Raw genomic sequence first — 13,292 nt, 5'->3', positions numbered from 1 at the left:
CAATGAGTTTATTGTCGTCACTTTCTTCTACTAAAGGGTAGCAAGAGTTTAATATCCAGCGGCCACTTTGGTGGCTTTTTTATTATTCGACTAAAGGATCAGGTTAGCTCAAGAATGAGTTTTAGTGTAAGAAGAATTAATTCATTTTAAGACTGAGGTCAAATTTAGTTACTCCATTAAAGGAAACTATTGCGAAATAAAAAGTAAAAGGGAAGATACATATTAGTCATGACTAATATGTATCTTCCCTTATTTTTTATGATTTTTTACGATTTAGGTCTTGATAATTTAAGCTCTGTCCTTTTCTTTTAGGATGAAACATTTTTTCTTGTACGCTTGCGCTGGTAGTAATATAGGATACCTCCTGAGGCAAGCATGAGTACGCCAATCAATACAGCTGTATACATCATCGTTGCTGTATTCGGCAGTGTGCCGCCTGGGAGTCCGGTTCCATCTTGGCTTGGATCTGTACCTGTACCTCCGCCTGGCGCTGAAGTTCCGCCGTCTCCGCCAGTTTGATCTGGCGTTGTTCCAGCTGCCCCGCTTTGGTTGAGTACGGTATATTCGCTGAAGTGCTCAGTTTGACCTGATACGACCCCATTTTCAAATGATCCGTTACTTGTTTTGGCATAACGGTTTTTCTTGCGGTCTACATAGTATACACCAGGTTTCTTCGCCTTTTGAGGCTCATCTAATGTAAAGGATAGTGTGACAGGATCTTTAAAGGTAGAAACCTTTTTCTGATCTTGTTTGATTTGGAAATCATACGTATCCGTTAATGCATTTTTCACCTTATCCGTCTTTGTCATCCATATATCTGCGCTTTTCTCGGACAAGTTAGAGAGCGGTAATGCGAGTCCCACTTTATCATGATAGATGGTGACGTTTGGATCTTGCTCTCTTTTCTTCAGTTCGGCTACCTGTGCTTTTGATAGTGACAATTGAACGTTTTTCGCTTCGCTCGCTTTGTCTAAATAGAGCAATGCTTTGTTTGTATGCTGCACATACGTTTGGAATTTCTCATCATCTTGAATATCATAGGCACCTTTTCCTTTCGCACGCGGAAGGAACACTTCTTTCACCCGATGATCGATGACAGGAGAAATATGCCCGCCGTCTGCCTGTTCAATTTGCTCTTTAAAGATTTCATAATCAACATACCCTAAGTCTTCGCCGTGAGAGGCTTCTGTAAAGACGCTGTAGCCATCGCCGCCTGTGCCGACAAATGCGTTTGTTGCCACGCGGTATGTTTTCTTATCATCAATGTCTGTTAGTTTGCCGTTTTTGTCTTTCAGTTTGACATCAATGAGTCTGCTGCCAGCTGGTTTACTCAGTGTAAACGTATATTCAATGCCGGCTACATGAGGGAACGCGCCGCCGCCTTCCTCAATGCCTGAAAGTCCTTGTTCGAGTGCTTTTTTAATTTGGCTGCCTTTTAGATCTGCGACATATAGTGTGTTTCCAAATGGCATGACCGTTAAAATGTCACCTAAAGTGATATCTCCTTTTTCAATGCTGCCTCGAATACCGCCGCCGTTTGTGATGGCAAGATCAGCACCAGCAGATTCTTGCGCTTTCTTCAGCATGCCGTCAGCAATAAAGTTCCCAAGGTTCGTTTCCTTCGCACGGACGTGCTCTCGTTGTCCATCTAAGAGGACATCGGTAGACCCGACTTTTTCCGTTTTTAAATCTTGAATATCTGCCTTGTACTGATCGAGGATCGCTTTTGCATCGGCATCTTCTTTGACAGAGTCATCGATGGTGATGAGGTCAAAAGAAGATTCCTTTGGCTGTACGACTCCTTTTTGATTAAAGGCCACATCTACTTTTCCTAAGAATTGTCCGTAGTCTTTCACCTGTGCGACAATCGTTGGTTCTTTCTTATTGACGACCTTTAATTTTTCAACAAGGGTGTGCGTGTGACCGCCAATGATTAAATCAATCCCGTCTACTTTTTGAGCGAGCTCAAGATCACGGTTATAGCCAATGTGTGTTAAAGCAATGATTTTGTTGATTTTTTCTTTTGTTTGAATGGTGTTGACTGTTTCTTTTGCTTTCTTGTATGCATCCTTGAATTGAATGTTAGGACCGCTGCTGGATGTAATGGCGGTGTCTTCAGTGGTTAAGCCGAATACAGCCACCTTCTCACCGTTTACATCAAGCAGGATGTATGGGTAAATCCCAGCTTCTTTTTTCTCACCAGCTTTAAATGTGGCTGGCTTTTTCACTAAGTCGCTCAATTGTTTTTCCTTAGAGACATCAACGTTTGATGACACAATCGGGAATGCAGGCTTTTCAAATTGGTGGCGATTTTTCGCATCTACATCTGAAGCATCGCCCGTCAGGAATTGACGAAGAACAGAAGGACCTTTGTCAAATTCATGATTACCAAACGTCATGGCATCATATTTCATTAAGTTCATTAGTTTTAGGTCGGCAAGTCCTTGCCATTTTGTGAAATATAGGTCACCAGAGAAGACATCTCCAGCATCTAATAAAATGTTGTTCTTGCTTTCGGCTCGAACTTCTTTAATCTTTGTTGCACGTCTTGCCGCATCATCAAGGTGTGCGTGTGTATCGTTTGTATGCATCACCGTTAAATTCCAATTGTCTGATGAAGGCGGTTCTGTTGTGCCATCCCCTTTAAAGGCTAGCTTGTACACGCCAAGACCATCTGTGCTGGCGTTACGAACAAAGTCTACGCTGCTTGATTTTTCAGCAAACGGCTTAGCCAAAAGAGAAGATTCGAATGTGACTGTTGCGCCCTTGACTGGTGCAATGGACCAGTTTTGATCCGCACTTGGGTTGATGGTTTTTTGTTCGATAATATAATCCATCAGCACTTGGCGGTTCTCATCAGCTGAGGCAAGCACCACTTTATCTTGCGTCAGATGCGGGAAGCCCCCGCCGCCAGAAGCTCGATAGTTGTTCGTTACGACTAAAAATTCTTGATTGTCAGAGACTGGTTTCCCGTTGTAGGACAGGTTTTTGATGCGGTTTGCATTCGCATTGACAAGAGTACCTGTTGTGCTGTACTTAGCAGGCTGCGTCACATCGACTTGATAGGTGACACCATCGATCACATCAAAGTTATACGAGCGGTATTCTTCGTTTAAAATAGGCTGTTCATTTGAATCGTTTGGTTTGATCTGATTAAACTGTCCGGCAGACATCTCGAGCCAGTCTTTCACTTCACTGCCTCTCAGTTTGACAATCTGCACGGTGTTGTCGTAAAGGTAGAGATCGCCGATATTTTTAATCGCTAAATCTCCTTTTGCGATATTTGTATAATAATTCACACCGTTTCGGCCGCCGGCTTTAAACGGAGCGCCTGCAGATAAAATCGGTAAGTTTTTGTATGACGTGTCCTTCATTTTTTCTTGTGCATACCATTTTTGTGCATCTGTCACAATTTGAATAGAAGGGTCATCCATCACTTGAGCAAAAAAGCTGTTAATGTCTGCTTCTGTTTTACCGACAGGTTTTCTCACATAATCAAGTGTGTTTTGATGCGTCGTTTGAATGGCATCTTTCACAGTGCTGTTTTGAGAGGTGACTCCTGCAACAGATTCAATCTTTCCTGTTCCGTCTGTGACCTTCCATTTGCTGCCGTCAGGCTCTAATGTTAAATCAATGACTCCGAGGTAGCTTCCCCAGTTTTTTGACATGACGACTGGAATGCCATTGATGGTTCCTTTTGAGACATCGAATTTGTCGACGCCGCTATATTCAGCGCTTGGGAATGTGCCATGCTGGTGGCCGGACACGATCGCATCGATGCCTTTCGTTTTCGTGGCAAGGTCAAAGATCATATTTTCTGATCCTTTAGGCGAAGCGGTTTTTTCAATTCCTGTATGGGCAAGAGCAACGATGACATCTGCGCCTTTTTCCTTCATTTCAGGGATGGTTTCATTGGCAGATTCGACGATATCCTGCACTTGAACTTGTCCATCTAAATGCTTCTTATCCCACGTCATAATTTGCGGTGGAACGAATCCTATGTAACCGACTTTCACAGTTTGTGAAGCTCCGTTTGCGTCTTTAAAGGTCTTATCTTGAATCACATAAGGCGTAAAACGGTGTTCTCCATTTAACTTTTTGACGTTCGCATTGACAATCGGGAAGTTAGCGCCGGCAATGGTACCATCAAGGAATGATAATCCGTAGTTAAATTCATGATTGCCAAGTGTTCCTGCATCGTACTTTAGTTTGTTGAGTGTATGAATAATGGGGTGAACCTTTGTTTGATTGATGATACTGTCTTTCTCATTTTTGTAAACGTATTCTCCAAGAGGGGTTCCTTGAATCAGGTCTCCGTTATCAACAAGGAGTGTATTTGGATTTTGTGAACGGTGCTTTTCAATCAGCTCGGCTGTTTTTGCTAAGCCAAACTCATTTGTTTCTTTGTCGCTGTAATAATCATAATTCATCATGTTCGCATGAACATCCGTTGTGGCTAAGATGCTGACTTTTACGGCATCGCCGTTTTCTATTGCTGCATGAGTAGGTACTGCTGGGAGAATGAGACTAATCATCATAATGGAAGTGAGCAGAATAGACAGGTTTTTCCTTCGTTTAGACCTATGTGCTTGCTTCTTCACCTGATCTCCGCCTTTCTAATTTTTTTGACCACAATACCTATTGTAGAAATGTTTCGTTAACTTTTGTAGTTATTTTTTGCAGATTATTGTAAAGATAACATAAATCATACGAATTACCTTGTTGAGGAAATATAAATAAGTCTAAATGCTTATTTTCATCATAAGGGGTTTTCTGATCGGGATAGGATGTTTGATTTCAATATACCCGGGTATAGTGTGTAGTGTAAACGATAATTAAGCAGGAGGGTTTCTACATGGGTAAGAAAATTGCAGTTGTATTAACAGATTACTTTGAGGATGTTGAATTCACCGAGCCTGCAAAAGCCTTTAAAGATGCAGGCCATGAGGTCACAGTGATTGAAAACGAAAAAGGAAAAACAGTGAAAGGCAAGCAAGGAGAAGCAGAAGTGAGAGTGGATGCGTCCATTGATAACGTGAAGCCTGAAGACTTCGATGCACTTCTGATTCCTGGCGGGTTCTCACCAGACATTCTGCGTGCAGATGATCGCTATGTTCAATTCACAAGAGCATTTATGGACGAGAAAAAACCAGTATTTGCGATCTGTCACGGACCGCAATTGCTCATTACAGCGAAGACGCTGGAAGGCAGAGGCGCGACTGGCTATACATCCATTCAAGTAGATATGGAAAACGCAGGCGCAAAATTCAAAGATGAAGAAGTTGTTGTTTGTCAGGATCAGCTTGTGACAAGCCGTACACCTGATGACATTCCAGCATTTAACCGTGAATCATTAAAACTGCTTGCAAAATAAGCAGTTTTGACAGGATAAACAAAAGCCAGCACCCGGCGGGGTGCTGGCTTTTTCTGTGCATGAATGTAAGAAAGCGGCGAAAACCGCAATCCAGTGATTATTTTCTTAAGCTTTTTAGCTCGCTTGCGATGGCTTGCATTTCACTTGGGCTGAATGAAGATTTTTTCATCACCATTTGGTGTAGAAATTCAATATCTTCGTACTTGTCTGGACTGAAGTCCTCGGCTTTGATGACTCCAATGTTCAGCATATTTAACTTTTGCGAAATGTCTTCAATCAGCTGATTGACTTCAGCCGCTTTTTGCTCTGACAAGGGCGGCACGTCCTTTCCTGCATATGTGTTGAATAATATGTCTATTTTAACAGAAATGCAAAAGAATAAAAGGGTTATTAAGACGACACCGAGATGTTTTTCTCCTTTTTCTCCTGCTTGATCTTATCAATGATTCGTTTAGATTCAAACACGACAACTCCTGATAAACCGATGAGGCCGATTAAGTTAGGAACAGCCATCAGTCCATTTAGCATATCCGCTACGCCCCAGACGAAATCATTCTTAAACACGGCACCGAAAAAGACAGCAATAACAAACACAACACGATAATACATCACATACGAATCTTTCGCCAAATATGTAAAGCATTTTTCGCCATAATAGGACCAGCCAATAATGGTGGAATAGGCGAATAAAAGTAAGCCGATTGCAACAATGATTGAGCCGATTGGTCCGAGGAAATGAGCAAAGGATAACGAGGTGAGTGCATCACTTTTTTCTGTGACGTACATATCGGCCATGACAATTGTGATCCCTGTAATGGAACAAACAATCATCGTATCAATGAATACTTGCGTCATTGACACAAGCGCTTGACGAGCTGGCATATCTGTTTTGGCAGCAGCTGCAGCGATTGGTGCAGAACCAAGACCCGCTTCATTGGAAAATACCCCTCTCGCCACTCCCCAGCGGATTACGGTACCGATTGCGCCGCCTGCAACGGCTTGACCTGTAAATGCATCCGTAAAAATGAGCCCGACTGCACTTGGGACAAGATCCGCATTCATGACAAGAATGATCAGTCCGCAAATGACGTAGAATAAAGCCATGACCGGTACAAAAATAGCCGTCACACGGCCAATGCTTTTAATCCCGCCTAAAATCACGAGGGCAGTAAAGGCCGTAATAATAATGCCGGTGACCCATGTTGGAATCTGAAAGGTTGAATTCATGACACCAGAAATCGAATTTGACTGCACGAGATTCCCAATCCCAAAGGCAGCCGTAGCGCCAAAAATAGCAAACAATACCCCTAGCCATTTTTGCTTCAAGCCATGCTCCAAATAGTACATCGGCCCGCCGGACATTTCACCTTTTTCATTTTTGACACGATACTTCACTGCGAGAACAGCTTCAGCATATTTTGTCGCCATTCCAAAGAACGCTGCAAACCACATCCAAAACACAGCGCCTGGTCCGCCGGCAATGACAGCAGAGGCGACCCCTACAATATTTCCCGTTCCAACCGTTGCAGCAAGAGCTGTCATTAATGCTTGGAAGTGAGAAATATCACCTTCTGATGTCTTGTCTTGCTTTGAAAAAGCCAGCTTGAGTGAATAGGGGAGCAGCCTAATTTGAATGAAGAGCACGCGAAAGGTAAGATAAATCCCTGTCCCCACGATCAAAAACAAAAGCGGCGGTCCCCATAATACATCATTGATATTGCTGACAATCTGTTCTACCCATCCCATATGTATCCCCCTTTATTTGTGCAATTCTCCTAAAGTGTCACCTTTTTTTGTATAATGTGTCAATGCCGATGGGAGTTTTTCTTGCAAAGTTTTCAAAAGAAAAGGGGCTTGATATGATAGAGAAAAGGTTTTCGAAAGCAGCTCTTAGGGAAAAGATAGGAGGAGAATGAAGGATGATTCATGTATTATTCGTATGTCTTGGCAATATTTGCAGATCACCGATGGCAGAGGCCATGTTTAGAAAACGAGTAGAAGATGAGGGACTAAGCGAGCACTTTGTGATTGATTCAGCCGGCATTGGCGGCTGGCATCAAGGAAGTCCTCCGCATGAAGGAACACGAAAGCTGCTTGATGAAAAAGGGATTAGCTATGAAGGGATGTCCGCAAGACAAATCATAGATGAGGACATCACAGCATACGACTATATCATTGCGATGGATGCTGAAAATGTAGGGGCACTTCGCAGTATAGCCGGCTATGGGAAACATCACTTTATTGGCCGTCTTCTTGACTTTGTTGAAGACGATGATCGAGATGATGTGCCAGACCCTTATTACACTGGAAACTTCGAGGAAGTACATGATTTAATTGAAACAGGAATTGATCGTTTTTTGACGTATGTAAAGAAAGAGAAACACCTTTAACTGAAAGGAGATCAGATGAGATGGAAGAGAAAAATCAAATCATGCTTCGAGGAGCTGTGATTGGAGCAGCTTGCGGCGCACTGCTGACATTATTTCATCGGCCAACGAGAATCGCACTCAAAGACAAATGGGATGACTGTCAGGAAAAGCTGGCGGAATACCGTCAGGAGCCAGCCAGAATTTCTGCTTGCGTGAAAGAAAAAATGGAAGAAACGAAGCAGCTGATGCGAACAGTCTCAGATGACTTGTCATTTTTAAATGAACAAGTCAATCAGTTAAAGGAAACAACCCCAAAAGTATTAGAGATTATTGAAGAAACAAAAGATCACTTTCGAACGAAATAGAAAGATTGATCATTGGAGATGAGGCGTATGGGTTTTGTTAAAGCGTTAATTGAACGCTTTTTGCTGCATGAAGGACCGGCAAAATCTGCTGAGCTTGCTTACTTCTTTTTGCTTTCATTATTTCCGTTTCTCATCTTCGTGCTGACGCTCGTTGGATATTTGCCGCTGACGTCGAAGGATGTCCTAAGTGTCATCTCTGGTTATGCGCCAGAAGGAGCGCTTTCCATGATTGAATCTATTGCTGAAGAGACACTGAACAGCCGTAACGGCGGATTGCTGTCATTCGGGATTATTGCCGCCCTTTGGTCTGCATCTAACGGCATTAATGCCGTCGTCAGAGCATTTAACCATGCTTACGAAGTTGAGGAAAATCGTTCCTTCGTTCTCGTACGTTTAACATCCATCATCTTAACCATTGCAATGGTTCTTACAATTATTTTTGCCTTAATGCTGCCTGTCTTTGGAAAAGAACTTGGCTTATTTCTCGCTAAATTAGTCGGGCAGTCAGATGCCTTTCTCTCCATTTGGACGGCCATGAGGTGGATCATTAGCCCGCTGATTTTATTGATTGTGTTTACAGCCCTGTACTATTTCGCCCCAAACATCAGGCTGAAATTGAAATTTGTTCTGCCAGGCGCCATTTTTGCATCGATTGGATGGATCTTGGTGAGCATGCTGTTCTCATTTTACGTAGGCGAGTTTGCTAATTACAGCGCAATGTACGGAAGTATTGGGGGAATCATTATTTTGATGATCTGGTTTTATTTAACCGGCATCATGATTATCCTTGGCGGTGAGCTCAATGCGCTTTTACATAAGCGTAAAATCGTACCAGGCAAGGTGTGAAGAAATTCGGGCATCCTAAAGAAGAACGAACATGTTCAATCTTGATGGATGGGGGGAATCACATATGTCCAAACAATCGAAAAAAGGTGGAAGCAAAACGAAACAAAACAAAGGCCATCAGCCAAAGCACAAAACAAGCGGCAGTGCGAACGGGCAAAATGGTTATCATTAAATGAAAAAAACTCCTCTGCATAGGTGCAGGGGAGTTTTTATTTCGACAATCGTATATATCGCTTAAGGATAAAAGCTGTATCAGGTTTTGACAGGTAGTGACGATCATGCTGAAATCCTGCGTTTATCGCTACACGTTCACTTCTGACATGGCCAGCAGGACAAAAAATTTCAAATCCATCGACTTTAGGAGCAAAGATTTCTGTCATAGATTTGACGATGGTTGTCACAATGCCCTGTCCTTGCGCGTCTTCATCAATCCAATAACCGATATTGCCTAATTGTTGATCAAATGTCAGACGGAACACACCGATTAATTGCTCGTTCAGCTGAATGCCAGCTTCCAACCCTTTTTGTTGATTGTAGATGGTTTGAGTTGATTGAATAAACGTTTTGACAGCTTCTACGCTTTGGCATTGATGAACCCAAGGCAGCCACTCCCCTAAATGGGCCTTATTCTTTTGAATAAGGCTAAATAGTGAGTCCGCATCATCTAATTGTAGAGATGCCAAAGTCAACTCATTTGTGATGTTATATGTAAACAACGATTGACCCTCCATTTTAGTGACTCTCCAGCACTGCCGTCGTTCTCCCAAATCGAACGCAGCAAAACACAAATAATATCACGAGGCTGACAAGGTAAAGTAAATTCATGCCTTCAAACGTTTGCACAAAGATTCCACCGAGAACAGGCCCGAGAATACTCCCTGCACTAAACGCCATCCCACACATCAAATTTCCGGCGGGAAGCAAATGCTTTGGCAATAAGTCGGTCATATAACTGATGCCAAGTGAGAAGGTAGAACCTACAGCCATTCCAGCGATAAAGAAACAGATGGCCACAGCCAAAACGGATTGAATAAAAATCCCTGCCAAAAGGAAAAAGAATGATCCAGCGAGTGTCACACATAAAATAATGCGGCGTCTGCCAAACCGGTCACTGAGCATCCCAAGAGGAAGCTGAAAGACAATGCTCCCAATGGCAAACGCAGGTAAAATAAACGCAACTGCATCTACTGTCACACCGCTTCTGAGTGCATACACAGGGAAGTTACTATTAAGCGTCGTTTCTAAAAAGCCGTAGCAAAATGGCATCATAAAGGCGACCCAGCCAAATTGAAAGGCCTTTTTGAAGCGCTTCAAACTGTTTGTCTGCTCTGACGTTTGCACTTCACCCGTATCTGGATATGTATTTTTTAAAACAAACACAAGCAGCCAAATACATAAACTAACGGCACCAGAAACAATAAAAGGCAAAGCTGGATTGATCTCAATGAGCGGAGTTAAAAAAGGGCCGGCGGCAAAACCGAGTCCAAACGATAATCCATACAGTGAAATATTTCGTCCGCGATTTCTCGAGGATGAAGCATAGGTCACCCACGTCTGTGTAGAGAAATGCAGCATATGGTCACCAATCCCGATCATGAGTCGGAGGAAGAACCAGACGACATAAGATTCAAAAAACACAAAGCTAAACAAGCTTAAAAAGACAGCAGCGCCTCCAATGACGATTAACGGCTTAAATCCAAACCGGCGAAGCGGTGCTTCCATAAAAGGAGACGCAAGCAGCACACCGAGATATAAGCCTGTGGCATGCAGGCCGTTTAACGTAGGAGAAGTACCGGCATGTTCAAAAATAATGGAAATGACAGGAAGTAATGCACCCTGTGAAAAACCAGATACGGATACAAGTAAAATTAAAATCATAAAGTGAATTCTCGACATAAGATGCTCCTTACAAGTTCATGCTTTCATCGTACAATGGAACCATAGGGGTTTCAATAGAAAGGTGGAAAAGGAATGAAGCTGACATACGAAAAGGATCATTGGATCGCACATATTGAGGACGGGCAGCTGCCTATTTCAGGAAAAGAAGAAACGGGGTACCGCCCATCACAGTTGTTCACCTCAGCCATTGCAGGCTGCTTTGGAGAAATGCTCACTCATGTATGCCGTAAAAAGCGAATATCCTATAAAGGGCTGACGATCACACCAGAAACGACAAGGGCAGGAGCTGTAAACAAAATTTCCCGCATTCATTTACATATCTTATTTGAAGACATCAAGACATCTGATGAACAAATCGATAAAATGATCACCCTTGCATTGAAGCATTGCTCTATGGTGCAGTCTGTGAAAGGAAGTATTGATATCACCTTCTCACACGCGCGAATATAAAATGTATATGATGCCGGCACTCACGAAAGAATAACAGTCAGACATATGTAAAGGAGAATGGCTGTATGAATCGTTTATTTCTTGTGATTGTCGCAATCGGTGTTCCGCTATCGGTAATTGGCAGTTTTCTTCATTTCCCGCAGGTCGTCATGTTTGCCGTTTATTGTATCGCCATTATTGGTCTTGCTAGTTTTATGGGAAGAGCTACAGAAAGTCTTGCCATCATTGCTGGACCAAGAATTGGCGGACTTTTAAACGCCACATTTGGAAATGCAGTGGAGTTAATCATTTCGTTTTTTGCCTTAAAGCAAGGACTGACGGCCATCGTACTTGCATCATTAACAGGATCGGTCATCGGGAATTTACTGCTTGTGGCGGGGCTGTCTTTTTTCGTTGGCGGATTAAAATATAAGCGTCAAGTGTTCAATGTCCATGATGCAAGGCACAATTCAGGCTTGCTCATGTTTGCTATTATTGTAGCGTTTGTCATTCCAGAAGTGTTTTCGATGGAGATGGCAGAGAATAAACAGTTTGTTTTAAGCATTGGGATCAGTATTGTCATGATTTTGCTTTATGTCGCGGCGCTCTATTTCAAACTGGTCAGCCACCGCGGGGTCTATGTTGCCAAGCAGGAGAGCATGGAAGGTGAAGCTGAGACGGAAGAAGAAACACCTGAATGGTCTGGGAAGTTTGCCACCGTGATTTTGCTGCTTTCGACGATCGCAGTTGCATACATTTCAGAGCGCCTTGTTCATACATTTGATACGGTAGGAGAACAGTTTGGCTGGAGTGAGCTGTTTATCGGTGTCATTATTGTGGCCATTGTCGGCAACGCAGCAGAACATGCCTCGGCTGTCATCATGGCGTATAAAAACAAAATGGATGTGGCAGTGGAAATTGCCTTTGGCTCCACACTTCAGGTGGCCATGATGGTCGCGCCAATCCTTGTCATCAGCTCGTTATTTTTCGACAAGCAGATGCCGCTCATTTTCTCTTTGCCAGAACTCATTGCGATGGCATCCTCTGTGCTGCTCACGGTCATTTTATCAAATGATGGTGATACAAACTGGTTTGAAGGCGCCACATTACTCGCTGCCTATTTTATTATGGCGATTGGATTTTTCCTTTTATAATCTTTTGTGGATAATGGACGTCTTTGCGGAAAATACTATGGAAAAATGAATGAGAAAGAGTGATGATATGAAAAAGATGCCCCGCATCATGTTTGTTGTTCTCTTATCCTTAAGTTTTCTATACAGCTTTCCAATAGAGGCGGCAAAGCCATTTAAAGTGCCATCCTCTGTCGCAAGTATCTCAAAGGAGAATACGTATCCGAATGCTTCACAGGATCAGCCCCTGCTTCAGCCAAGCGAGCTGACGGCTGAATTGTTCAAAACAACAAGTGTACCGATTGAGAATACTCATTTGATTAAAATGCTGAATGAATCCAGCATTTCAGGGACGCCATTAGCTGTTGGATACCGTGCGACCATTTTCCTTGGAAGATGGGCGCTGAGCTACGATTCAAACGAAACGGTCGCCAACTGGGAATACAAAAAAGTGAATACGAACCACATTGATAACAGAGGCGGCAACAAAACAGCCATTGGAAAATACGTTCAAAAGCAGCAAGTGAAAGTAAGCGGCGGCCTCACAGCAAAAGTGCCTAACCCAGAAGATGTGAAAACATTGATGATGCAAAAAGCGATTCAAAAAACAAAGCTGCCCCTCGCTTTTGATACTGTGATTGGTGCAGGAACAAAACGAGATCAGTCATACCACGTCTCACCGAAAAAAGCAGCAGCGCTACATGCCTATGCACCAGCGATTAACGAAAAAGGAAAGGTCACATACGGAGAAGTGTACCTTGTGCTAAAAGGAAATAAACGAAAACTCGTCGTGAAAAACGTGACCTCACAAGGAATCGGCGCTTGGATTCCAGTTCAGGATCACCTGACGTTTGGGTTTCAAGGGATGAATTAAAACAGT

Annotated in this window: 12 protein-coding genes; 7 read left to right on the top strand and 5 right to left on the bottom strand. The window is 43.0% G+C overall.

Annotation, left to right across the window (positions count from 1 at the left end; translation table 11 throughout):
- Positions 1-308: 308 nt before the first annotated feature.
- On the bottom strand, positions 309-4,601 hold the full coding sequence (locus NSS92_RS10585; RefSeq protein ID WP_340867776.1) for a multifunctional 2',3'-cyclic-nucleotide 2'-phosphodiesterase/3'-nucleotidase/5'-nucleotidase: 4,293 nt from the start codon (positions 4,599-4,601) through the stop codon (positions 309-311).
- Positions 4,602-4,855: 254 nt separating this feature from the next.
- Between NSS92_RS10585 and NSS92_RS10580 the strand changes: the two genes are divergently transcribed.
- Entirely contained in the window at positions 4,856-5,374 is a 519-nt protein-coding gene (locus NSS92_RS10580; protein WP_034283692.1) for a type 1 glutamine amidotransferase domain-containing protein, read from the top strand.
- A 97-nt stretch (positions 5,375-5,471) separates the two neighbouring features.
- Here the strand turns inward: NSS92_RS10580 and NSS92_RS10575 are convergent, their stop codons facing one another.
- Positions 5,472-5,687 carry a DUF1128 domain-containing protein gene (locus NSS92_RS10575; RefSeq protein ID WP_034323493.1) on the bottom strand — a complete coding sequence of 72 codons (216 nt, stop codon included), beginning with the start codon at positions 5,685-5,687 and terminating at the stop codon, positions 5,472-5,474.
- Between the two features lie 77 nt (positions 5,688-5,764).
- Positions 5,765-7,120 (bottom strand): alanine/glycine:cation symporter family protein, encoded by a 1,356-nt coding sequence (locus NSS92_RS10570; protein ID WP_340867772.1) that lies wholly within the window; start codon positions 7,118-7,120, stop codon positions 5,765-5,767.
- Between the two features lie 173 nt (positions 7,121-7,293).
- Between NSS92_RS10570 and NSS92_RS10565 the strand changes: the two genes are divergently transcribed.
- Genes NSS92_RS10565 through NSS92_RS10555 form a run of 3 tightly spaced genes read left to right on the top strand, consistent with a single transcriptional unit; the run spans position 7,294 to position 8,954 of the window.
- Positions 7,294-7,764, top strand: coding sequence for a low molecular weight protein-tyrosine-phosphatase (locus NSS92_RS10565; protein ID WP_024425850.1), 471 nt, complete (start codon positions 7,294-7,296; stop codon positions 7,762-7,764).
- A 20-nt stretch (positions 7,765-7,784) separates the two neighbouring features.
- A complete protein-coding gene (locus tag NSS92_RS10560) occupies positions 7,785-8,108 on the top strand; it encodes a YtxH domain-containing protein (protein WP_267587990.1) in 324 nt (107 codons plus the stop codon).
- Positions 8,109-8,135: 27 nt separating this feature from the next.
- Positions 8,136-8,954 (top strand): YihY/virulence factor BrkB family protein, encoded by an 819-nt coding sequence (locus NSS92_RS10555; protein WP_267587991.1) that lies wholly within the window; start codon positions 8,136-8,138, stop codon positions 8,952-8,954.
- 209 nt (positions 8,955-9,163) lie between these two features.
- On the opposite strand, the gene NSS92_RS10550 is transcribed toward NSS92_RS10555, so the two are convergent.
- Together NSS92_RS10550 and NSS92_RS10545 are read right to left on the bottom strand one after the other, a co-directional pair.
- Positions 9,164-9,670, bottom strand: a complete 507-nt coding sequence (locus NSS92_RS10550) for a GNAT family N-acetyltransferase (protein WP_340867765.1) — start codon at positions 9,668-9,670, stop codon at positions 9,164-9,166.
- A gap of 16 nt (positions 9,671-9,686) precedes the next feature.
- Positions 9,687-10,850, bottom strand: coding sequence for an MFS transporter (locus NSS92_RS10545; RefSeq protein WP_142946349.1), 1,164 nt, complete (start codon positions 10,848-10,850; stop codon positions 9,687-9,689).
- A gap of 75 nt (positions 10,851-10,925) precedes the next feature.
- Here NSS92_RS10545 and NSS92_RS10540 point away from each other — a divergent pair, with 75 nt between their 5' ends.
- The 3 genes from NSS92_RS10540 (at position 10,926) to NSS92_RS10530 (ending at position 13,286) form a co-directional block, all read left to right on the top strand.
- The gene (locus NSS92_RS10540; protein WP_267587993.1) at positions 10,926-11,303 is read left to right on the top strand and encodes an OsmC family protein; all 378 of its coding nucleotides are present in this window, start codon (positions 10,926-10,928) and stop codon (positions 11,301-11,303) included.
- Between the two features lie 65 nt (positions 11,304-11,368).
- Entirely contained in the window at positions 11,369-12,436 is a 1,068-nt protein-coding gene (gene cax, locus NSS92_RS10535; RefSeq protein WP_047203594.1) for a calcium/proton exchanger, read from the top strand.
- A gap of 67 nt (positions 12,437-12,503) precedes the next feature.
- On the top strand, positions 12,504-13,286 hold the full coding sequence (locus tag NSS92_RS10530) for a YfkD family protein (RefSeq protein ID WP_340867760.1): 783 nt from the start codon (positions 12,504-12,506) through the stop codon (positions 13,284-13,286).
- Positions 13,287-13,292: the final 6 nt, after the last annotated feature.

The sequence above is a fragment of the Bacillus sp. FSL M8-0166 genome (genome assembly GCF_038008825.1).
In the GTDB taxonomy this organism is placed as follows: Bacteria; Bacillota; Bacilli; order Bacillales; family Bacillaceae; genus Bacillus; species Bacillus safensis.
The sequence above is the reverse complement of the archived record's forward strand: the minus strand, read 5'-3'. Positions and strand labels throughout refer to the sequence as shown.